The sequence below is a fragment of the Chryseobacterium electrogenes genome (assembly GCF_053553015.1).
In genome coordinates this window covers 2707230-2731866 of the sequence record NZ_JBNPPB010000002.1, presented here as the reverse complement: position 1 = coordinate 2731866, position 24637 = coordinate 2707230, and the positions used below count along the sequence as shown (strand labels likewise).

Genomic DNA, 24637 nt, shown 5'->3' with positions numbered 1-24637 from the left:
CTATTTATTTTTTATTAAAATTATTGAATACGTAATTGATTTTTAAGTAAAATGCTCTACCCGGTTTTGAACTGCGAAATTGTCAAAAGCCTGCTTGTTAGTAAGATTTTTCACATCAAAACTGAGAATGAAATCGTTCTTTGGAAACTGATAACTAAGCCCAACATCCTGAATATTCTGTTGTGGTACGCTGAAATAATCCAAACCGGATAATTTTGCCTTTAGCATGGTGCTAAACTTATCTATAAATCGGTAATTGTAGAAAAGGATAAGGTTGGCATTCTCACCAAAAATATTGCGAATGGTGTACTGCGCATTGGCATTCATTGTAAAAACCGGCTCATTTGGGATTTGCTCTTTGTAAGTTGCCACGTCTTCTTTTCGGTTCATAAAAGATTTCATTTTTGATAGATTGAACATCACTCTAAAATCTTTTTTGTAGTTATAGTTAAATTCGAAATCGACACCTTGAACTTGAGTTTTAAGATAATTTATATTTTGCGAAGCATCTGGCATCGATAAAGTATTGCTTATATTGAATCTAAAAATCCTATCTCTAGAATCTCTTAAAAAACCATTTACTGCAACGGAAGCCTGATGATCTGCTAGTCTGTAAGGCCCTAATTTGATTCCCAAATTGTAATTATTACTTAGCTCCGGATTAATATTGAAATTATCTAGCATATTCTGACTTACATCGCCAAAAATCTCATTTTCTTCTGGTAACCTAACTGCTTTTTCTGCAGAAGCCATAATCATCACTGAGTTGGCCAAAAGATAAGATCCTGCAAAACCATAACCTTCTGCAGAGACGTTTCTATCATTCTTCTGCTCTACTCTTACCGCTTGGCCATTAATATTTTGAGAGATTGGTTTAACTCTTTCTGCAGAAAGGCTATAATACTTACCAAATACTGATGTTTTTAATCGGTTATCAAAAGCCGATAATTCATAAGATAATGCAAGATTGTTTCTCATCATATTACTCTTCTCCTGGTAAAGTCTTTGCAAAACAGTTTTGATCTCATCATCATCAGTACGATCTAAATATTGGAACATATGATTAACTGTAAAGCTGTGATTAGAATTAATACGATAAGTAAGTCCAGAGTTAGAAGAAACAGAATTACGCTTTACATTTCTGATAGAAGCTTCACCTTGTTGTGCACCATAAGATGAACGGATTGGCTTTCCATTCATATCCAACATCTTATTACCATCCCAATTGTAAGCCCATCTCACCGTATCATTGGTTTGCTGATGTTGCTGAGAATACAATGCTCTCATATTAAAATCCAAACCTTTGGTAAACAGGTCTTTCTTTGCGTAAGACAGACTAGCAATATTGATATCACTTCTTGTAAACCTTCCTTTGTAAGGCCTGTTCATAAATAGTCCATTCTGATGCTCCTTATAATCCGAAGAATGGGTGTAGCCCAATAGAAAACGATCTGCCCATTTTACATCTGTAGCACCTACTTCTACAATACTACCAACAGAATAGTAGGCATCGTTGAATCTTTTAGCTTTAATATTAGTGATGGTACCATCAGGGTTGGTATTATAAACTGATCTGCCATAAACCTCATAATCGTTATCAGAATAGTTATAAAACATAGAACCTTTCAGTGTAAACCCATTATCTGCACGGTAAGAGCCACTAAAATTAAATTGAGAAGTATTGAAAGATCCATAAGACATAGATGCTGCAAGAGAGCTTCTTGCCTCTTTCTTAAGAACGATATTTACAGCACCACCCAAAGCATCATTGGCAAGATAACCTGGCACAACACCTTTGAAAACCTCTACACGATCAATAAGTGCTGGAGGAATACTATTAAGGCTGAAAGCTGGTCCGTAGCTACTCATTGGGATACCATCTATAAAAATTCTTACAGAATTACCCGTCATGCCATTAATATTAAACTGAAACCTAGAACCTAATCCTCCATCTTGACGGATTCTCACGCCTACAGATTGATCTAACAATTCTAGAGTTTGTGTATTTCTGACAGAAGCCTCTTTAGTTTCGATTACATTGACAGCAAAACCTTTCTTTTCTAGATCAGACTTTACTGATTTTATCTTTACAATACTGACTTCATCAATGTCATTTACATCACTATGATTTTGTTTTAAAGTAACATTTATATTAACATTAGTATCTTTTATTACAAGTACTTCTACTTGCTTATGAGCATCTTTTTTAAAATGAACCTTATAGCTGCCCGAAGCTAAATTTGAAAAAGTAAAAAAACCATTATTGTTAGTCTGAGTCGATTGTACTGTACCATCTTTAGAAATGGTTACATCTGCACCAGCAACAGACGTATTTTTAGAATTTAATAATTTTCCGGATACAGAAAACTGTGAATAAGAAAATAAAGAAGTGAATAAAAAGAGCGTTAATATAAAATTACGAAGCATTGTTTTTTAAATTTCCACAAAAATAAGATTTATTTAGAATTAATAAAAACAAATGCGTAAACTTCTGACATAAATCATGAATAATTACATTTACAAAATAACGACAAACCATCAATACAGAATAAAATTTACTCGTAAATTAAACTATACACCTAATTAAATCCTATCGCAAATATAAATTAGCATAAATAATAAACGTTAATTTTTTTTCAATAATTTATAATTACATAAAATGATAAGTTATCTAAGAATAAGAATTAAAACAAAAAAATCCCTTTCCAAAATAGGAAAGGGATTTCTATAATCATAGCAAAGTATGCTAGTATCACACTTTAATTTCAACATCTACACCTGAAGGAAGTTCTAACTTCATTAGAGCATCCACAGTTTTAGAAGAAGAAGAGTAGATATCCATCAATCTCTTGTGAGCTGATAATTGGAACTGCTCTCTAGCTTTCTTGTTAACGTGCGGAGATCTCAACACTGTGAAGATTCTCTTGTTAGTTGGCAATGGGATTGGTCCGTTAACTACAGCACCAGTCGCTTTTACCGTTTTTACGATTTTCTCAGCAGACTTGTCTACCAAGCTGTAATCGTAAGATTTTAGTTTTATTCTGATTCTTTGTGACATTTTTAATCTAATTTAAAATTAACCTCTAGCTTTAGCGATTACATCTTCAGCAACATTGTTAGGAGCAGACTCGTAACGCTCAAATTCCATTGATGAAGTAGCTCTACCTGAAGATAATGTTCTTAATGTAGTAACATAACCAAACATTTCTGATAGTGGAACGAATGCTTTGATAACTTTAGCGTTATTTCTGTCATCCATACCGTTTACAGTACCTCTTCTTCTGTTAAGGTCACCAACGATATCACCCATATACTCTTCTGGAGTTACAACCTCCAACTTCATAATAGGCTCCATAATTACTGGCTTAGCAGCTCTACCCGCTTCTTTGAAACCAAGCTTTGCAGCAAGTTCGAAAGATAATTGGTCAGAATCCACAGGGTGGAAAGATCCATCCTTAAGAGTTACTTTGATACCTTCGATTTCGAATCCAGCTAAAGGACCATTTTTCATAGCCTCTTTAAATCCTTTTTCTACTGAAGGAACAAATTCTCTTGGAATGTTACCACCTTTAATTTCATTAACAAATTCTAGACCTAGCTTACCTTCTTCTGCTGGACCAATTTCGAATTGGATATCAGCAAATTTACCACGACCACCAGTTTGTTTTTTGTAAACTTCTCTGTGGAACGCTTTTGCAGTAAGAGATTCTTTGTACTCTACTTGAGGCTGTCCTTGGTTAACTTCAACTTTAAATTCTCTTCTCAAACGGTCTACAATGATATCTAAGTGAAGCTCACCCATACCAGAGATAATCGTTTGACCTGAAGCTTCATCCGTTTTCACTTGGAAAGTTGGATCTTCTTCAGCAAGCTTAGACAATGCGTTACCCAATTTATCTTGGTCAGCTTTAGTCTTAGGCTCAACAGCGATACCAATTACTGGATCTGGGAAAATCATCGATTCTAGAACGATTGGATTTTTCTCATCACACAAAGTATCACCAGTTTTGATAGATTTAAAACCTACAGCTGCACCAATATCACCCGCTTCGATAAACTCTACTGGGTTCTGCTTGTTAGCGTGCATCTGATAGATTCTTGAGATTCTTTCTTTATCTCCTGAACGAGTGTTCAAAACATAAGAACCAGCATCTAGTCTACCTGAATATGCTCTAAAGAATGCAAGACGACCTACGAATGGGTCAGTTGCAATCTTAAATGCTAAAGCCGAGAATGGTTCTTTAACATCTGGCTTTCTTGTTATTTCTTCTTCAGTTCTTGGATCTGTACCTTTGATATCATCTTTGTCCATTGGAGAAGGAAGATATTTACATACAGCGTCAAGCATAAACTGAACTCCTTTGTTCTTAAATGAAGAACCACAAGTCATAGGAATAATAGAAAGATCAATAGTTGCTTTTCTCAAAGCTTCGTTGATTTCTTCCTCAGAGATAGAATCTGGATCTTCGAAGAATTTCTCCATCAAAGTATCATCATAGTCAGCTACAGCTTCTACTAATTTCTCTCTGTATTCTAAAACTTCAGCTTTCATATCCTCAGGGATAGGAACTACTTCAAAAGTTGCACCTTGTCCAGCCTCATCCCATACGATTGCTCTGTTCTTGATTAAGTCTACTACTCCTTTAAAGTCTTCTTCTGCACCGATTGGTAATACAATTGGAACAGCGTTAGATCCTAACATTTGTTTAACTTGGTTTACAACGTTAAGGAAATCTGCACCTTGACGGTCCATTTTGTTAACGAAGCCCATTCTAGCTACTTTGTAGTTATCAGCAAGTCTCCAGTTAGTTTCTGACTGAGGCTCTACACCGTCTACAGCTGAGAATAAGAATACCAAACCATCTAATACTCTAAGAGAACGGTTAACTTCTACTGTGAAATCAACGTGTCCTGGTGTATCAATAATGTTGAAGTGGTAAGGTTTTGTACCAGGCAAAGATTTACCTTGGTCTGTTGGAAAGTTCCAAGAACAAGTTGTAGCTGCAGAAGTAATTGTAATACCTCTTTCTGCTTCTTGCTCCATCCAGTCCATTGTAGAAGCACCTTCGTGAACTTCTCCAATTTTGTGAGTTTTTCCTGTATAAAAAAGGATACGCTCAGTAGTTGTAGTTTTACCAGCATCGATGTGTGCAGCGATACCGATATTTCTTGTAAATTTAAGATCTCTACCCATTACTTATTAAAATCTAAAGTGTGAGAATGCTTTGTTAGCTTCAGCCATTTTGTGTGTATCTGTCTTTTTCTTAACAGCAGCACCTTCTTCTTTAGCAGCAGCGATAACTTCAGCAGCTAATTTCTGAGCCATAGACTTATCGTTTCTAGCTGTAGCATACTTAATTAACCACTTCATTGCCATAGAGATTTTTCTATCAGCACGGATCGGCATAGGAATTTGGAAGTTTGCACCACCAACTCTTCTTGATCTTACTTCTACGTGAGGCATAACGTTAGTTAAAGCATCTTTCCAGATTTCAAGAGAAGTTTTCTCTTGGTCACCTTTCTTAGCTTCAACGATGTCTAATGCATCATAAAAAATTCTGAATGCGATAGACTTCTTACCATCCATCATCAGGTTATTTACAAATCTAGTTACCAATTGATCATTAAATTTTGGATCTGGTAACAACGGTCTTTTTTTCGCTTTTGTCTTTCTCATTGTTTCTGTACCTTATTTAATGATTATTTTTTCTTACCTTTTGCAGGTGCTGCAGCAGCTTGTCCTGGTTTAGGTCTCTTAGCACCATACTTAGATCTTCTCTGAGTTCTTCCACTAACACCAGCGGTGTCTAATGCTCCTCTTACGATGTGGTAACGTACTCCCGGTAGGTCTTTCACCCTTCCGCCTCTTACCAATACTATCGAGTGCTCCTGAAGATTATGTCCTTCGCCCGGGATATAGGCGTTGATCTCTTTCCCGTTAGAAAGTCTTACTCTCGCTACTTTACGTAATGCAGAGTTAGGTTTCTTAGGGGTAGTGGTATATACTCTCGTACATACACCGCGTCTTTGTGGACAAGAATCTAGGGCAGCCGATTTGCTCTTCTTGGCAAGCGAGGCTCTTCCTTTTCTTACTAATTGTTGAATAGTAGGCATTTAATTGCTTTTTATTTTAGGGTGCAAAAATAGAAAATTATTTCCAAATAACAAACATCTTTATATAAATTTAATTTTAGATATATTTAAAAATCATTTGTTTACATCTCTCTTAATCTATATTTTTGTGTTAAAATCAAGATAATCTATATGAAAAAACTTTATTCTATGTTAAGCTTAATCACGAGTATTTTAGCTTTTTCTCAAATTAACAAAGACATAAAAGAAGGCATCTTAATTACCACAACTAACGAAAGTATTGCTGTAAAAGATTTAAAATGGGACAAAAATGGCAAAGCCTATTTCCTTAATGCAAGCAATAAACAGCTAGAAGAACTTTATGAAAACTCTATCAAATCTCTAGAAGCTGTATCCACAGACGATTCTAGATTTATTGCAATTACTCACGAAAAACCATTAAGCCAAGACAACAAAAAAAATATTGCAGATAACCTCTATCGTCCTAGTTATGAAGAAGGCATCTATGTTACTAAGCAAGACTTTATTAACAAAGTTCCAACTCAGAAAAAATCATTAACTAAAAAAGGACTGCAAGGTTTTGAAAAACCGGTGGTGGATGACGAGGAAAACATTTGTTTTTTCTTCGATGAAAACGATTCTAAATTAAAAAATATTTTTGCAGTCGTATATAATGGCATATTATACTTTAACGTAAAAGCGATTCTTAATAACAGAAACAAAAATGATAATGCCCAAGATAGCGACAATCCCAATTCTTTTGCACGTGTAAGCATGGGCGGCGATAATTATCAATATACGGAAATTAATATCGGTAATGTTTGGGCAAAAGGTTTAGCTTCTCAATCTGGCGTTGTGGCAGTTATTGGAAGTTCAAAGTCAACATATCCAACAAATTCATATGACAGTATGCAAGCAATGAACTCCTATAAAGGTGTCGTTTGGGATTACGCTAATAAAGAATTTAATATTTTTAAAAATTGTAAAGATTACAACGACTTTATCAAGGATAGATCTCCCGCAGACATCCAAGAGTGCAAGCAACAGCAACCCGACAAGCAAAAAGTAAGATTAGCTATGGAAAAGATTAAATAATCTACTTAATCCAGCGCTGTTCTACATTAGAATTAAGGTCAAACTGACTAAGATTACGACTAAGTTCTAAAGCCTCTTTAGGATCTACAGCATACCAGACAACCGTATCTCGTGCAGAGCCACGGTTGTTTTTTATAGTCCAAGACATCACAGGAATCCAAGAATCCGGAATCTGTCCCGGGAACCATTCTGGATAGATGACCGCAATTTTCTGATAATGAGACTTGGTATAATTTTGAAAAAAGGATTTTGTGGCAGTATTATAATCGTTGTTGGGAAGATCTTTATTCTTCATAATAAACGTCGCCACATCTGTAGATCCCAACCCTACTAAATCCAAAAGTTGAGCATTTCCGAAATAAGCAATCGCACCAATATCATTGGCACATACTTTTTCTCCTTTATAATAGGTATTTATAAATCGTGCCATTTCCATCTGTTGTTCTTGGATATTTTTGGATGCAACTTTCAGCACTGGATGATGATAATACACTCTATAAGCCGCCAAAACTAAAATCATCAAAATAAATATATTGCTCGATATTTTGTTAAAAGACCAGTGTTTAACCTTTTTATTAGATTTAACAAAGAAAATAATGATTGGAGTAATAATTAGCAAAACAGAAATCATGACATAATTCTCATAACGGAAAGCTAATTCACCAAAAAGCGCTTGCATCAATCCCACAGATAATATCGAAATACTAATAAATTCTTGATCAACGAAAGTCTTAAAATTACTTTTCTTATAATAAACTTTGGTCCAATATAAAATAATAAGGCAAGTAGGAAAGAATAGATATTTGTAAAAGTTAAGATTGAATAAAATTCCTTTTTTAAATATGCTGAAAAGACTTCCGATAAAACCATGTTCTGACGGAATTTTAGCCTTTATCAAAACAGAATTCGGGAAGAAATAGCCTCCATTTTTAATTGAAATTAGTCCAAAAATAATAATCGGGATAGATCCTACCAAAATAACTCCCGTTGCTCTACTCCATTGTTTTTTATATAACAATAAAAACGAAACGATACAGGTTAAAAACATACTTTCGAATCTTACCAAGGCTACAAAAAAAAGACAAATTAGAAATTTAAAATAGCTAGATCGTTCAAAATTATTGTTGAGATTTAATTTTAACAAATAAATTATTAATACCATTAAGAACATATGGATACTGTGTTCCATCCCGAGAATTGTCATGACATACAATAAAGTGAAGGGAAGAAATAAGACTAAAGCCAACCTTAACTCTGTCTCGCCATAAAAATCTTTAAAAAATCGGTAAAGAAGATAGACGGTTGCATATCCAAAAAAGATATTAACCAACATTGGATAATAAATATTTGTTCCAAACAATTTTATTAATCCTGATAATATTAAGGTATACAAAATAGAAGACGATGCACTATCGAATTGGTACGGATTGATAGACCAAGAGCCATATTCTACAAAATTTTTAGAGATTGCAAGATGGATATAAACATCATCTAAAGAGTAAACGTAAGATTGTCCCAATAATTGAGACCAACCTAACCATAAGTAAAAACCTATAAAAATTGTAAATATTCCTAAAAAATAGTACAAATACTTCTGCATGCCCAATAATTTCACACGAAAATAAACATTTTATATCCTATTACCTAAAAAATAACTTTTAGAATCTATTTAAAATTTATATTTGCATACTTAAACTAATAATCTTGAAAAAACTTTTATTCTTTTTATTGATTACCAGCTGGCTAGGCGCACAATGGAGCATATCCAACGCTGAAAGAGATGCACTAATTGGGATCTATAATACTACAAATGGCGCACATTGGAGCCAAACTTGGGACTTGACTAAAGATCCAAGAACTTGGTATGGTATTATCGTAAAAAATAGCCGCGTACAAGAAATAAATCTTAAAGGAAATGCTCTAAAAGGAACTTTCCCTGCTAATCTAGCAACTTTCCAAAGTTTAAAAAAAATAGACCTTAGTAATAACCAACTATCGGGAGAACTCTCTCCTAGTGTATCTTCATTAGCTAATCTGATTAGATTAGATATTAGTAATAATAGACTTACAGGAGATCCAGCTATTGCTCTTGGTAACTTTTCTCAATTAGAAGAAGTTAATATTGGTAATAATTTATTTGAGATTAATAATGTAGATAACCTATTGCAATCTAGTTCTGTATTAAAAATTCTAAATCTTTCTAATCTAGAATTAACCACCGTACCACAAAAAATTAGTAGTTATACAAAACTGAATGACCTTGACCTTAGTAATAATAAACTTATTGGAGGATTCAATAATCTTAGAGGATTAACATCATTACAAAGTTTATCATTATCGGGCAATCAACTTAAGACAATCCCAGCTGACATTTTAGTTCTTAACCAATTAACAACTTTAGATCTTAGCCATAACCAATTAAGTGCTTTATCGGGCATTAATAATTTCTCAAAGCTAGAATGGCTTTCACTAGAAAACAACCTCTTTACGCAAGTACCTGTAGAGTTAAAACAAATATCGAAGCTCTATCATCTTAATGTTGGTCGTAACAAAATTACATCGGCTTATGCTAATTTAATGCACTTCAAAAATTTACAGCAGTTATTTCTTAATGACAACGGTATTAAAGGTGCTTTTCCGTCAGAATTATTGACGCTTTCTAACCTTATGATGTTGTCAGTAGCCAATAATAATCTTGAAGGATCTATTCCTACTAATATCCCTACAATCTGTGACCTTAGTAACAATAGATTTACTACAGAAGCTATCTCCAACTATATTAGCAATCATCAGACTATAGCAGATAGACTATATTATTCTCCTCAACGTTATGATAAAGAATTAGAAGAAGTACTAGGGATTTTAGGACAATCCGCAAAACTCTCACAATCACTTTCTGGCGATGATTATAGCTTTTCTTGGTTCAAAAATCTTGGAGAATATACACAAGTTACAACAGAAAATTACAACATCAACAAAGTACAAGAAAATGATTATGGAACATATACAGCAGAAGCTTTTTATGTCAAAAAATTAGACTCTTATATCATGCAGTTATCCCTATTTAGAGAACCTATATCTTTAGTAAAAGTACTAGGGACGGACGATAATATAATAAAAGACATAAGAATATATCCCAATCCTGCATCTGATTTCATTCATATTTACAGCTCAAAATATCAGATTGAAACATCTTCTATCTATGATTTGAGTGGGAAACAAATCCTAACCACAAAACAACAGAAAATCAATATTTCTCACCTACCGTCTGGCACTTACATTATTAATATTAAAACTAATTCTGGATATAAAAACTTCAAATTTATTAAGCAATAATATAAGGAGCAAGCCTATATCTATTTCGGTCGGTCATTGTGTCCCGCTGTCCGCTGTATCTTAGCTTTTCTCGCTCGGACGGCTCCGCTACGCTTCGCCGCCTCACTCCAAAAGTTAAGGATGTCGCTTCCATCGGGGCTATTATTGAAAGTAAAGTCATTCTTAGCCTATGAGCTAATTGATAATTTCATTCAAAATCCTCATTAAAACTGAATATTTTGTTAAATTTGTGTAAAACAAAAATATGCAAGAAGTTCGTCTTCATTCAATATTGGATAATGATTTTTATAAAATCACGATGCAAAATGCAGTCGTAAAACTATTCACCAACGAAGTTGTAAAATATGAATTCATCAACCGAGGTCAACATTTATTTCCAACAGGATTTGCAGAAGAATTACGCAAGGCAGTTAATGCCATGGCAAGCCTTAAGTTAAGCAAAGACGAAAAAGCATATCTCAAAAAAACCTGTCCATATCTAAGCTTGCCATATTTAGATTTTCTAGAAGGCTATCATTTTGATCCCTCAGAGGTAAAAATAGAACAACAAGAAAATAACCTAAAAGTAAGCGTAGAAGGTCTATGGTATCGTACTATTCTTTGGGAAGTACCCTTATTATCATTAATCAGTGAGCTGCACTACGAGATGAACCATCTAGAAAGACAATCCAATGAAGAGGTCATTAATAAAACCGTAGAAAAAGCCAAACATCTCACAGAACTCAATGCTTCTTTTGCAGAATTTGGTACCAGGAGAAGGCACTCTTACCGCGTTCATCGTTTAGTGATGGAAGCTTTGCTTAAAGACAAAAACTCTACATTTATCGGGACATCTAACGTTCATTTTGCAATGATGTTTAACGTAAAACCAATTGGTACACATGCCCACGAGTGGTTTATGTTTCACGCTGCAGAATTTGGGTTCAAAATGGCTAATTCTCTAGCTTTAGAACATTGGATAGATGTCTATCGTGGCGATCTTGGAGTAGCTTTATCAGACACTTATACCACGGATATCTTTTTCCAACAATTCGATAAAAAATTCTCGAAGCTATTTGACGGTGTAAGACATGACAGTGGCGATCCTATAGAATTTGCAGAAAAAACCATTAAGCATTATAAAAGTTTAGGCATCAATCCAATGTTTAAATACATCATCTTTTCAGATGGACTTAATCTAGAAAAAGTAGAAGAAATAACCAATGCTTGTTCAGGAAAAATTGGTATTTCGTTCGGTATAGGCACTAATCTTACCAATGATGTAGGATTAAAGCCAATGAATATCGTTATGAAATTAATTGCTGTAAAAGGTATTAATAACGAATGGATTCCAACAGTAAAACTATCAGACGAAAAAGGGAAATATACCGGAGACCCTAAAATGATAGAACTTGCAAAAGAATTTTTAAGAATAAAAGATTAGGACATTGGTTCTAATCTTTTTTTTTACTTTTCTATGGCGCTTGCCCTATCCTTCCTTGCTTAGGTCCAGGCTTAGGCTATGTCACCGGGCTATCCGCTACTATCTTTTTCTTATTTCAGTGTCTATATTTCGTTGTTTAGAACTTCATCACCTCAAAATCTATTACAATAATCACCAGAAGCCAAAAGAAAAAGGATAACCGCTTCTATCCCTAGCGCGAGGACGATGCGACAATTCGAGGATGTCGAGATACGGTGATATGCCATTTCGTTTCTCATGTCTTTTCATCACATTTCTAATATCTAACTTCTAAAGTTTAATATCTTTCGTCTTTTTTCAAAAGTATAGACCAAAAAAAAGCTCAATCAACTAAATGATTGAGCTTTAAAAAAACTGGCGGCGACCTACTCTCCCGCGTTAGCAGTACCATCGGCGCTAGAGGGCTTAACTTCTGTGTTCGGAATGGGAACAGGTGAGCCCCTCTGCTAAAACCACCCTAAATAAGGTATATTTTAGTTTTGGGTATTTAGTGTTGGCTATTTAGCATTCATACTAAAAACAATACACTAAAAACTAAAAACTATGTTTATCGATAAAAACGTTCACAAAGACAAAACCTTTGGCGCGCAAACTTGCGCTTTACAATAGGCTATAAATCTACGGGTAATTAGTACTACTTGGCTATGACATTACTGCCTTTACACCTATAGCCTATCAACGTGGTCATCTCCCACGACCCTTAAAAGAAGTCTAATCTTGCGGCGAGTTTCGCACTTATATGCTTTCAGTGCTTATCTCTTCCAAACGTAGCTACTCAGCGGTGCACCTGGCGGTACAACTGATACACCAGAGGTTTGTTCAACACGGTCCTCTCGTACTAGAGTCAAGTCCGCTCAAACTTCTAACGCCCGCAATAGATAGAGACCGAACTGTCTCACGACGTTCTGAACCCAGCTCGCGTGCCACTTTAATGGGCGAACAGCCCAACCCTTGGACCTTCTCCAGCCCCAGGATGTGACGAGCCGACATCGAGGTGCCGAACCTCCCCGTCGATGTGAGCTCTTGGGGGAGACTAGCCTGTTATCCCCGGAGTACCTTTTATCCTATGAGCGATGGCCCTTCCATACGGAACCACCGGATCACTATGTCCTGCTTTCGCACCTGATCGACTTGTTGGTCTCACAGTCAAGCACCCTTATGCCATTACACTCTACGCACGGTTACCAAGCGTGCTGAGGGTACCTTTGAAAGCCTCCGTTACTCTTTTGGAGGCGACCACCCCAGTCAAACTACCCACCACGCAATGTCCTTCTAAAAGAAGTTAGGCTCCAAGTAAGTAAAGGGTGGTATTTCAACGTTGACTCCACAAACACTAGCGTGCCTGCTTCAAAGTCTCCCACCTATCCTACACATTACTTACTCAAAGTCAATACGAAGTTATAGTAAAGGTTCACAGGGTCTTTTCGTCCCATTGCGGGTAATCGGCATCTTCACCGATACTACAATTTCACCGAGCTCGTGGCTGAGACAGTGCCCAGATCGTTACACCATTCGTGCAGGTCGGAACTTACCCGACAAGGAATTTCGCTACCTTAGGACCGTTATAGTTACGGCCGCCGTTTACTGGGGCTTCAGTCAAACGCTTCGCTTACGCTAACGCCCTTCCTTAACCTTCCAGCACCGGGCAGGTGTCAGACCCTATACAGCATCTTTCGATTTAGCAGAGTCCTGTGTTTTTGATAAACAGTCGCCTGGGCCTCTTCACTGCGGCCAACATTGCTGTTGGCGTCTCTTCTTCCGAAGTTACGAGACTATTTTGCCTAGTTCCTTAGCCACGACTCACTCGAGCACCTTAGGATTCTCTCCTCGACTACCTGTGTCGGTTTTGGTACGGGTTGCTTCACTTCGGCTTTTCTTGGAAGCGCTTTCCTTACAACAACTTCGCCCGAAGGCTAGGTCTTGACTATTCCGTCAGTCTCCAGTAAGTACGGCACTCCGTCCCCTTTTTAGTGTGAGCAAGTATGGGAATATTAACCCATTGTCCATCCACTTCCACGTTCGGGTTCGCGTTAGGTCCAGACTAACCCTCAGCTGATTAGCATGGCTGAGGAAACCTTAGTCTTTCGGTGAGGGGGTTTCTCGCCCCCTTTATCGTTACTTATGCCTACATTTTCTTTTCTATCCGCTCCACAATACCTCACGATACTGCTTCGGCGCAAATAGAATGCTCTCCTACCAGATATACCCCTAAGGTATAAATCCATAGCTTCGGTAATATGTTTATGCCCGATTATTATCCATGCCGGACCGCTCGACTAGTGAGCTGTTACGCACTCTTTAAATGAATGGCTGCTTCCAAGCCAACATCCTAGCTGTCAATGCAGTCCAACCGCGTTATTTCAACTTAACATATATTTGGGACCTTAGCTGTTGGTCTGGGTTCTTTCCCTCTCGGACATGGACCTTAGCACCCATGCCCTCACTGCCGTAGAACATTTATTAGCATTCGGAGTTTGTCAGGAATTGGTAGGATTTGACTCCCCCGCATCCAATCAGTAGCTCTACCTCTAATAAACTTATATACGACGCTGCACCTAAATGCATTTCGGAGAGTACGAGCTATCTCCCAGTTTGATTGGCCTTTCACCCCTACCCACAAGTCATCCGAAGACTTTTCAACGTCAACCGGTTCGGTCCTCCACTTTGTGTTACCAAAGCTTCAACCTGCCCATGGGTAGATCACAAGGTTTCGCGTCTAATACTACTAACTAAGCGCCCTATTCAGACTCGCTTTCGCTCCTGCTCCGGACCTGAAGTCCTTAACCTCGCTAGTAACATTAACTCGTAGGCTCATTATGCAAAAGGCACGCCGTCACTCAACTTGTGAGCTCCGACCGCTTGTAGGCGTACGGTTTCAGGTTCTATTTCACCCTTCTATTCGAAGTGCTTTTCACCTTTCCTTCACAGTACTTGTTCACTATCGGTCTTTCAGGAGTATTTAGCCTTGGAGGATGGTCCCCCATATTCAGACAGGATTTCACGTGTCCCGCCATACTCATTTATCATCTAAATATACCTTTCGAATACCGGGCTATCACCGTCTACGGCTGTTCTTTCCAGAACATTCTTCTAAATATATAAAGACTTTTGGGCTAATCCGCGTTCGCTCGCCACTACTTACGGAATCTCTTCGATTTCTTTTCCTCCGGGTACTTAGATGTTTCAGTTCTCCGGGTTTGCTTCTCAATGTAAACATCAAGATGACTGGTCTTCAACCAGACGGGTTGCCCCATTCGGACATCTGCGGATCAATTCGTGTGTGCCGATCCCCGCAGCTTTTCGCAGCTTACCACGTCCTTCTTCGCCTCTGAAAGCCTAGGCATCCGCCATACGCCCTTAACGATTTCTTTCCTATTGGTTACTCAAGCGCTTGTTTGCGCTCGGTTTTCTCTTTGTGATGTCTTTACCGTTAATGTCAATGATCTTTGTTTTCTTCTTATTTGTCTGATGAACAATTGTTGTTTTTGGCTCCAATCGTAACTTTTAAATCAAACTCCTAAAACTGTGGAGAATAAGGGAGTCGAACCCTTGACCTCCTGCGTGCAAGGCAGGCGCTCTAGCCAGCTGAGCTAATTCCCCCTCTAGTTAAGATGTTAGATACTAGATTTAGATCTTAGACTTTTGCTCACGCATATATCTAACTTCTAAATTCTGACCTCTAACCTCTATTCCAATTAGTAGTCTCGGGCAGGCTCGAACTGCCGACCTCTACATTATCAGTGTAGCGCTCTAACCAGCTGAGCTACGAGACTTCGTTTTAGATGTTAGATTTTAGATAATAAAGGTTAGACTAATTTCTAACTTCTAATTCCTAACTTCTTTTTCCAAATCTCTTCCCTATACTAATTTCTAGTGGGTTTATCTTTTTTATATATCCAACCGAGTAAAAAAACCAAAACTTGTAGTTTTGTCTAAGGAGTTGTTGTCAATTTAATGACTTGTACGTTTTTCGTCTTAAAGACGCTCTAAAATGAGATGTTCCAGCCGCACCTTCCGGTACGGCTACCTTGTTACGACTTAGCCCTAGTTACCTGTTTTACCCTAGGCAGCTCCTGTTACGGTCACCGACTTCAGGTACCCCAGACTTCCATGGCTTGACGGGCGGTGTGTACAAGGCCCGGGAACGTATTCACCGCGCCATGGCTGATGCGCGATTACTAGCGATTCCAGCTTCATAGAGTCGAGTTGCAGACTCCAATCCGAACTGAGAACGGCTTTCGAGATTTGCATCCAGTCGCCTGGTAGCGTCCCTCTGTACCGTCCATTGTAGCACGTGTGTGGCCCAAGGCGTAAGGGCCGTGATGATTTGACGTCATCCCCACCTTCCTCTCTACTTGCGTAGGCAGTCTCACTAGAGTCCTCAACTTAATGTTAGCAACTAGTGACAGGGGTTGCGCTCGTTGCAGGACTTAACCTAACACCTCACGGCACGAGCTGACGACAACCATGCAGCACCTTGAAAATTGTCCGAAGAAAAGTCTATTTCTAAACCTGTCAATTCCCATTTAAGCCTTGGTAAGGTTACGTCGCGTATCATCGAATTAAACCACATGCTCCACCGCTTGTGCGGGCCAGGTCAATTCCTTTGAGTTTCATTCTTGCGAACGTACTCCCCAGGTGGCTAACTTATCACTTTCGCTTAGTCTCTGAAACCTAAATCCCAAAAACGAGTTAGCATCGTTTACGGCGTGGACTACCAGGGTATCTAATCCTGTTCGCTCCCCACGCTTTCGTCCATCAGCGTCAGTTAAAACATAGTGACCTGCCTTCGCAATTGGTGTTCTAAGTAATATCTATGCATTTCACCGCTACACTACTTATTCCAGCCACTTCTACTTTACTCAAGACTTGCAGTATCAATGGCAGTTCGACAGTTAAGCTGCCGGATTTCACCACTGACTTACAAGCCCGCCTACGGACACTTTAAACCCAATAAATCCGGATAACGCTTGCACCCTCCGTATTACCGCGGCTGCTGGCACGGAGTTAGCCGGTGCTTATTCATATAGTACCTTCAGCTACTTACACGTAAGTAGGTTTATCCCTATATAAAAGAAGTTTACAATCCATAGAACCGTCGTCCTTCACGCGGGATGGCTGGATCAGGCTCTCACCCATTGTCCAATATTCCTCACTGCTGCCTCCCGTAGGAGTCTGGTCCGTGTCTCAGTACCAGTGTGGGGGATCACCCTCTCAGGCCCCCTAAAGATCGTAGACTTGGTGAGCCGTTACCTCACCAACTATCTAATCTTGCGCGTGCCCATCTTTATCCACCGGAGTTTTCAATAAATCAAGATGCCTTGACTCATATTATGGAGTATTAATCCGAATTTCTTCGGGCTATCCCCCTGATAAAGGTAGGTTGCACACGTGTTACGCACCCGTGCGCCGCTCTCAATGTCCCGAAGGACATCTACCGCTCGGCTTGCATGTGTTAGGCCTCCCGCTAGCGTTCATCCTGAGCCAGGATCAAACTCTCCATTGTATGTTGGTTTGTCCTTAAACTCTACTCAATCCTAAAATTGACGCTTTGGTTTTTTTTCCTTACTTGGTTGTTATATGTTATTTCAATGATCTATATTCTTCTCGCTTTTCTATCAGGAATCTTCTCTGTCAGTCGTCCCTGATTTGCGAGTGCAAAAGTAAAAACTTTTTCCGATATACACAACTCTTATTATTACTATTTTTCTTAGCCATAATAATCATCAAAACATATCTTATACTCTACTCCTACGCTTGCTAATCTATCTCGATTTGCGTTTGCAAAAGTAAAACTTTTTATCAATACTCGCAAATAAAATTTATATTTATTTTTTGAGAATCTTTATAGTTTATGTCATCTTTACTGCTTCTGCGCCGCTCTTATCTCTAATTGCGACTGCAAAGGTAAGCTCTTTACATATCCCCGCAAACTTATTGTGAACTATTTATTAACGCATCCTTAAACACCCTGAAATTCAATGCTCTTTTTTTAATCTTAGTCTTCAGACATGGATGCGGGATTCGAAGATTGCAAAATGCAACGATGAAACGATACAGCGAGAGGCTATATAAAATAAGCCTATCAATTAGACAGGCGCATCTATTTTAACGGGAAGGATTCTATTTTATATACTGAAGAAAGTATTAATATAATTAGTTTAGTTTTCTAATTTTTGTTTTGATGCTATAGATCTAGCGGTTTTTATAGAATCTGAAACTTTTATACGATTATTTTGTTCTTTTATAATCAACTCAATTTTTGGTTGAAGCATCGTTGTCATTTCTTCTACAGAAACATTATTAGAGCTGGGATCTTGAAGAAGGTTTTTCCATGGTCTGCGCTTCCCCAAGGATAATCGCCATAAACTAAGACTGCTGTACCTTTTGCCTTTGTCGTAGCGCCTCCTGGATTAAGAATCCAAGTATCTGCATAAGAATATAACCATATCGCATCATTTTTCAGTAATCGTAGACATGAATGTGAGGCTGGATAACCTGGTAATTCATACTCGTGCCATCCTATACCATCCATATTAAAAATATTAAAATTATAGGGTAATTTCCATTCACTCTTAACTGTAGATATGGCTAATTCTTTCTTCCAATTTGCAAAGGTAAGTCCTGTTTTAGTTTTTGAAGTTTTTTTCCCCATACTTGTAGGACCCCATTTGACTAAAGTTCCATTATTGTATACTCCATATGCTTGTATCGGATAAGAAAAAACAACAAATTTATTAACTGGGCTTAAGATATCCAGCTGCTTAGGGAAAGGAGAATAGTCCATAAGACTTGTATCAATTACCTTTGGGACTACTAATGTATCTGCTTTTAATCTATTTTTTACATCGAGTCTATTAAGTGCATAGATAGCATATCGCTCCTGCTCGTTGTACTTTTTATTGAAAATAGAAAAAATAGAATCTTTATCTTTTTTATCTTTTGGGAAAATAAAAGCATTATAGAATCCAAACTCTTGCTCAGCTGGCGGAATTGATTTCTTTATAACAACTTTTACACTATCATTCTCCTTTTTTATGATAGAATCCTTTATAATAATATCTTCTGAAGCAGATGTATTATCATCTATTGACTTATCAACTTCTTCTTTTTTACAAGCCCAAAAGGATAAAAGAATAAATAACAACAATAAATAGTTTTTTGATACGTGTTTTTTCATAAATGTCTATTAATCGATTGCTTAACAATAATAATACCAATTTATGATTTTTACAATGAGCAGTCAATAAGTTTAAGAATTGAATCAAATTTATCCAATCTTTAACTTTAGCATACATTCTAAAGTCTCCCATCAACACATCACATCACCCAATCCTCTCATCGTCACATCGTCACATTTCTTTCGTCTTTTTCAAAAAGTATGGACCAAAAAAAAGCTCAATCAACTAAATGATTGAGCTTTAAAAAAAACTGGCGGCGACCTACTCTCCCGCGTTAGCAGTACCATCGGCGCTAGAGGGCTTAACTTCTGTGTTCGGAATGGGAACAGGTGAGCCCCTCTGCTAAAACCACCCTAAATAAGGTATATTTTAGTTTTGGGTATTTAGTGTTGGCTATTTAGCATTCATACTAAAAACAATACACTAAAAACTAAAAACTATGTTTATCGATAAAAACGTTCACAAAGACAAAACCTTTGGCGCGCAAACTTGCGCTTTACAATAGGCTATAAATCTACGGGTAATTAGTACTACTTGGCTATGACATTACTGCCTTTACACCTATAGCCTATCAACGTGGTCATCTCCCACGACCCTTAAAAGAAGTCTAATCTTGCGGCGAGTTTCGCACTTATATGCTTTCAGTGCTTATCTCTTCCAAACGTAGCTACTCAGCGGTGCACCTGGCGGTACAACTGATACACCAGAGGTTTGTTCAACACGGTCCTCTCGTACTAGAGTCAAGTCCGCTCAAACTTCTAACGCCCGCAATAGATAGAGACCGAACTGTCTCACGACGTTCTGAACCCAGCTCGCGTGCCACTTTAATGGGCGAACAGCCCAACCCTGGGACCTTCTCCAGCCCCAGGATGTGACGAGCCGACATCGAGGTGCCGAACCTCCACGTCAATGTGAGCTCTTGGGGGAGACTAGCCTGTTATCCCCGGAGTACCTTTTATCCTATGAGCGATGGCCCTTCCATACGGAACCACCGGATCACTATGTCCTGCTTTCGCACCTGATCGACTTGTTGGTCTCACAGTCAAGCACCCTTATGCCATTACACTCTACGCACGGTTACCAAGCGTGCTGAGGGTACCTTTGAAAGCCTCCGTTACTCTTTTGGAGGCGACCACCCCAGTCAAACTACCCACCACGCAATGTCCTTCTAAAAGAAGTTAGGCTCCAAGTAAGTAAAGGGTGGTATTTCAACGTTGACTCCACAAACACTAGCGTGCCTGCTTCAAAGTCTCCCACCTATCCTACACATTACTTACTCAAAGTCAATACGAAGTTATAGTAAAGGTTCACAGGGTCTTTTCGTCCATTGCGGGTAATCGGCATCTTCACCGATACTACAATTTCACCGAGCTCGTGGCTGAGACAGTGCCCAGATCGTTACACCATTCGTGCAGGTCGGAACTTACCCGACAAGGAATTTCGCTACCTTAGGACCGTTATAGTTACGGCCGCCGTTTACTGGGGCTTCAGTCAAACGCTTCGCTTACGCTAACGCCCTTCCTTAACCTTCCAGCACCGGGCAGGTGTCAGACCCTATACAGCATCTTTCGATTTAGCAGAGTCCTGTGTTTTTGATAAACAGTCGCCTGGGCCTCTTCACTGCGGCCAACATTGCTGTTGGCGTCTCTTCTTCCGAAGTTACGAGACTATTTTGCCTAGTTCCTTAGCCACGACTCACTCGAGCACCTTAGGATTCTCTCCTCGACTACCTGTGTCGGTTTTGGTACGGGTTGCTTCACTTCGGCTTTTCTTGGAAGCGCTTTCCTTACAACAACTTCGCCCGAAGGCTAGGTCTTGACTATTCCGTCAGTCTCCAGTAAGTACGGCACTCCGTCCCCTTTTAGTGTGAGCAAGTATGGGAATATTAACCCATTGTCCATCCACTTCCAGTTCGGGTTCGCGTTAGGTCCAGACTAACCCTCAGCTGATTAGCATGGCTGAGGAAACCTTAGTCTTTCGGTGAGGGGGTTTCTCGCCCCCTTTATCGTTACTTATGCCTACATTTTCTTTTCTATCCGCTCCACAATACCTCACGATACTGCTTCGGCGCAAATAGAATGCTCTCCTACCAGATATACCCCTAAGGTATAAATCCATAGCTTCGGTAATATGTTTATGCCCGATTATTATCCATGCCGGACCGCTCGACTAGTGAGCTGTTACGCACTCTTTAAATGAATGGCTGCTTCCAAGCCAACATCCTAGCTGTCAATGCAGTCCAACCGCGTTATTTCAACTTAACATATATTTGGGGCACCTTAGCTGTTGGTCTGGGTTCTTTCCCTCTCGGACATCGACCTTAGCACCCATGCCCTCACTGCCGTAGAACATTTATTAGCATTCGGAGTTTGTCAGGAATTGGTAGGATTTGACTCCCCCGCATCCAATCAGTAGCTCTACCTCTAATAAACTTATATACGACGCTGCACCTAAATGCATTTCGGAGAGTACGAGCTATCTCCCAGTTTGATTGGCCTTTCACCCCTACCCACAAGTCATCCGAAGACTTTTCAACGTCAACCGGTTCGGTCCTCCACTTTGTGTTACCAAAGCTTCAACCTGCCCATGGGTAGATCACAAGGTTTCGCGTCTAATACTACTAACTAAGCGCCCTATTCAAACTCGCTTTCGCTCCGGCTCCGGACCTGAAGTCCTTAACCTCGCTAGTAACATTAACTCGTAGGCTCATTATGCAAAAGGCACGCCGTCACTCAACTTGTGAGCTCCGACCGCTTGTAGGCGTACGGTTTCAGGTTCTATTTCACCCTTCTATTCGAAGTGCTTTTCACCTTTCCTTCACAGTACTTGTTCACTATCGGTCTTTCAGGAGTATTTAGCCTTGGAGGATAGTCCCCCCATATTCAGACAGGATTTCACGTGTCCCGCCATACTCATTTATCATCTAAATATACCTTTCGAATACCGGGCTATCACCGTCTACGGCTGTTCTTTCCAGAACATTCTTCTAAATATATAAAGACTTTTGGGCTAATCCGCGTTCGCTCGCCACTACTTACGGAATCTCTTCGATTTCTTTTCCTCCGGGTACTTAGATGTTTCAGTTCTCCGGGTTTGCTTCTCAATGTAAACATCAAGATGACTGGTCTTCAACCAGACGGGTTGCCCCATTCGGACATCTGCGGATCAATTCGTGTGTGCCGATCCCCGCAGCTTTTCGCAGCTTACCACGTCCTTCTTCGCCTCTGAAAGCCTAGGCATCCGCCATACGCCCTTAACGATTTCTTTCCTATTGGTTACTCAAGCGCTTGTTTGCGCTCGGTTTTCTCTTTGTGATGTCTTTACCGTTAATGTCAATGATCTTTGTTTTCTTCTTATTTGTCTGATGAACAATTGTTGTTTTTGGCTCCAATCGTAACTTTTAAATCAAACTCCTAAAACTGTGGAGAATAAGGGAGTCGAACCCTTGACCTCCTGCGTGCAAGGCAGGCGCTCTAGCCAGCTGAGCTAATTCCCCCTCTAGTTAAGATGTTAGATACTAGATTTAGATCTTAGACTTTTGCTCACGCATATATCTAACTTCTAAATTCTGACCTCTAACCTCTATTCCAATTAGTAGTCTCGGGCAGGCTCGAACTGCCGACCTCTACATTATCAGTGTAGCGCTCTAACCAGCTGAGCTACGAGACTTCGTTTTAGATGTTAGATTTTAGATAATAAAGGTTAGACTAATTTCTAACTTCTAATTCCTAACTTCTTTTTCCAAATCTCTTCCCTATACTAATTTCTAGTGGGTTTATCTTTTTTATATATCCAACCGAGTAAAAAAACCAAAACTTGTAGTTTTGTCTAAGGAGTTGTTGTCAATTTAATGACTTGTACGTTTTTCGTCTTAAAGACGCTCTAAAATGAGATGTTCCAGCCGCACCTTCCGGTACGGCTACCTTGTTACGACTTAGCCCTAGTTACCTGTTTTACCCTAGGCAGCTCCTGTTACGGTCACCGACTTCAGGTACCCCAGACTTCCATGGCTTGACGGGCGGTGTGTACAAGGCCCGGGAACGTATTCACCGCGCCATGGCTGATGCGCGATTACTAGCGATTCCAGCTTCATAGAGTCGAGTTGCAGACTCCAATCCGAACTGAGAACGGCTTTCGAGATTTGCATCCAGTCGCCTGGTAGCGTCCCTCTGTACCGTCCATTGTAGCACGTGTGTGGCCCAAGGCGTAAGGGCCGTGATGATTTGACGTCATCCCCACCTTCCTCTCTACTTGCGTAGGCAGTCTCACTAGAGTCCTCAACTTAATGTTAGCAACTAGTGACAGGGGTTGCGCTCGTTGCAGGACTTAACCTAACACCTCACGGCACGAGCTGACGACAACCATGCAGCACCTTGAAAATTGTCCGAAGAAAAGTCTATTTCTAAACCTGTCAATTCCCATTTAAGCCTTGGTAAGGTTCCTCGCGTATCATCGAATTAAACCACATGCTCCACCGCTTGTGCGGGCCCCCGTCAATTCCTTTGAGTTTCATTCTTGCGAACGTACTCCCCAGGTGGCTAACTTATCACTTTCGCTTAGTCTCTGAAACCTAAATCCCAAAAACGAGTTAGCATCGTTTACGGCGTGGACTACCAGGGTATCTAATCCTGTTCGCTCCCCACGCTTTCGTCCATCAGCGTCAGTTAAAACATAGTGACCTGCCTTCGCAATTGGTGTTCTAAGTAATATCTATGCATTTCACCGCTACACTACTTATTCCAGCCACTTCTACTTTACTCAAGACTTGCAGTATCAATGGCAGTTCGACAGTTAAGCTGCCGGATTTCACCACTGACTTACAAGCCCGCCTACGGACCCTTTAAACCCAATAAATCCGGATAACGCTTGCACCCTCCGTATTACCGCGGCTGCTGGCACGGAGTTAGCCGGTGCTTATTCATATAGTACCTTCAGCTACTTACACGTAAGTAGGTTTATCCCTATATAAAAGAAGTTTACAATCCATAGAACCGTCGTCCTTCACGCGGGATGGCTGGATCAGGCTCTCACCCATTGTCCAATATTCCTCACTGCTGCCTCCCGTAGGAGTCTGGTCCGTGTCTCAGTACCAGTGTGGGGGATCACCCTCTCAGGCCCCCTAAAGATCGTAGACTTGGTGAGCCGTTACCTCACCAACTATCTAATCTTGCGCGTGCCCATCTTTATCCACCGGAGTTTTCAATAAATCAAGATGCCTTGACTCATATTATGGAGTATTAATCCGAATTTCTTCGGGCTATCCCCCTGATAAAGGTAGGTTGCACACGTGTTACGCACCCGTGCGCCGCTCTCAATGTCCCGAAGGACATCTACCGCTCGGCTTGCATGTGTTAGGCCTCCCGCTAGCGTTCATCCTGAGCCAGGATCAAACTCTCCATTGTATGTTGGTTTGTCCTTAAACTCTACTCAATCCTAAAATTGACGCTTTGGTTTTTTTTCCTTACTTGGT

The 24637-nt window shown here is 39.5% G+C and carries 10 protein-coding genes, 4 tRNA genes and 6 rRNA genes; 3 read left to right on the top strand and 17 right to left on the bottom strand.

Going from position 1 to position 24637, the window contains the following annotated elements; genetic code table 11:
* Positions 1-42: 42 nt before the first annotated feature.
* The 5 genes from ACQQ6V_RS12535 to rpsL form a co-directional block, all read right to left on the bottom strand.
* Positions 43-2427, bottom strand: coding sequence for a TonB-dependent receptor (locus ACQQ6V_RS12535; RefSeq protein WP_448845851.1), 2385 nt, complete (start codon positions 2425-2427; stop codon positions 43-45).
* Positions 2428-2752: 325 nt separating this feature from the next.
* Positions 2753-3058: a 30S ribosomal protein S10 gene (rpsJ, locus tag ACQQ6V_RS12530; RefSeq protein WP_056035238.1), complete on the bottom strand. Its 306-nt coding sequence runs from the start codon at positions 3056-3058 to the stop codon at positions 2753-2755.
* 18 nt (positions 3059-3076) lie between these two features.
* A complete protein-coding gene (fusA, locus tag ACQQ6V_RS12525) occupies positions 3077-5194 on the bottom strand; it encodes an elongation factor G (protein ID WP_448845850.1) in 2118 nt (705 codons plus the stop codon).
* Between the two features lie 6 nt (positions 5195-5200).
* Positions 5201-5677: a 30S ribosomal protein S7 gene (gene rpsG, locus ACQQ6V_RS12520; protein WP_448845849.1), complete on the bottom strand. Its 477-nt coding sequence runs from the start codon at positions 5675-5677 to the stop codon at positions 5201-5203.
* 23 nt (positions 5678-5700) lie between these two features.
* Positions 5701-6114 (bottom strand): 30S ribosomal protein S12, encoded by a 414-nt coding sequence (gene rpsL / locus ACQQ6V_RS12515; RefSeq protein WP_448845848.1) that lies wholly within the window; start codon positions 6112-6114, stop codon positions 5701-5703.
* Between the two features lie 150 nt (positions 6115-6264).
* Between rpsL and ACQQ6V_RS12510 the strand changes: the two genes are divergently transcribed.
* The gene (locus ACQQ6V_RS12510) at positions 6265-7188 is read left to right on the top strand and encodes a hypothetical protein (RefSeq protein WP_448845847.1); all 924 of its coding nucleotides are present in this window, start codon (positions 6265-6267) and stop codon (positions 7186-7188) included.
* Position 7189: 1 nt separating this feature from the next.
* On the opposite strand, the gene ACQQ6V_RS12505 is transcribed toward ACQQ6V_RS12510, so the two are convergent.
* A complete protein-coding gene (locus tag ACQQ6V_RS12505) occupies positions 7190-8788 on the bottom strand; it encodes a DUF8728 domain-containing protein (protein ID WP_448845846.1) in 1599 nt (532 codons plus the stop codon).
* Between the two features lie 104 nt (positions 8789-8892).
* On the opposite strand from ACQQ6V_RS12505, the gene ACQQ6V_RS12500 reads away from it, so the two are divergent.
* Positions 8893-10524: a leucine-rich repeat domain-containing protein gene (locus ACQQ6V_RS12500; RefSeq protein WP_448845845.1), complete on the top strand. Its 1632-nt coding sequence runs from the start codon at positions 8893-8895 to the stop codon at positions 10522-10524.
* A gap of 244 nt (positions 10525-10768) precedes the next feature.
* On the top strand, positions 10769-11947 hold the full coding sequence (pncB, locus tag ACQQ6V_RS12495; protein ID WP_448845844.1) for a nicotinate phosphoribosyltransferase: 1179 nt from the start codon (positions 10769-10771) through the stop codon (positions 11945-11947).
* 391 nt (positions 11948-12338) lie between these two features.
* Here pncB and rrf (ACQQ6V_RS12490) read toward each other — a convergent pair.
* The 11 genes from rrf (ACQQ6V_RS12490) to ACQQ6V_RS12440 all read right to left on the bottom strand — a co-directional run bounded on the left by rrf (ACQQ6V_RS12490) (position 12339) and on the right by ACQQ6V_RS12440 (position 24569).
* A 5S ribosomal RNA gene (gene rrf, locus ACQQ6V_RS12490) occupies positions 12339-12446 on the bottom strand.
* Positions 12447-12594: 148 nt separating this feature from the next.
* Positions 12595-15357 (bottom strand): 23S ribosomal RNA (locus ACQQ6V_RS12485).
* Between the two features lie 155 nt (positions 15358-15512).
* Positions 15513-15586 (bottom strand) — tRNA-Ala (locus ACQQ6V_RS12480).
* 99 nt (positions 15587-15685) lie between these two features.
* Positions 15686-15759, bottom strand: a tRNA-Ile gene (locus ACQQ6V_RS12475).
* 216 nt (positions 15760-15975) lie between these two features.
* Positions 15976-17492 (bottom strand): 16S ribosomal RNA (locus ACQQ6V_RS12470).
* Positions 17493-18275: 783 nt separating this feature from the next.
* Positions 18276-19166 (bottom strand): L,D-transpeptidase, encoded by an 891-nt coding sequence (locus ACQQ6V_RS12465; protein WP_448845843.1) that lies wholly within the window; start codon positions 19164-19166, stop codon positions 18276-18278.
* A 249-nt stretch (positions 19167-19415) separates the two neighbouring features.
* Positions 19416-19523: ribosomal RNA gene (gene rrf / locus ACQQ6V_RS12460) — 5S ribosomal RNA — on the bottom strand.
* A gap of 148 nt (positions 19524-19671) precedes the next feature.
* A 23S ribosomal RNA gene (locus tag ACQQ6V_RS12455) occupies positions 19672-22434 on the bottom strand.
* Positions 22435-22589: 155 nt separating this feature from the next.
* Positions 22590-22663: transfer RNA gene (locus tag ACQQ6V_RS12450), tRNA-Ala, on the bottom strand.
* A 99-nt stretch (positions 22664-22762) separates the two neighbouring features.
* A tRNA-Ile gene (locus ACQQ6V_RS12445) sits at positions 22763-22836 on the bottom strand.
* A 216-nt stretch (positions 22837-23052) separates the two neighbouring features.
* Positions 23053-24569, bottom strand: a 16S ribosomal RNA gene (locus tag ACQQ6V_RS12440).
* The 16S, 23S and 5S rRNA genes sit together here with 4 tRNA genes alongside, the layout of an rRNA operon.
* Positions 24570-24637: the final 68 nt, after the last annotated feature.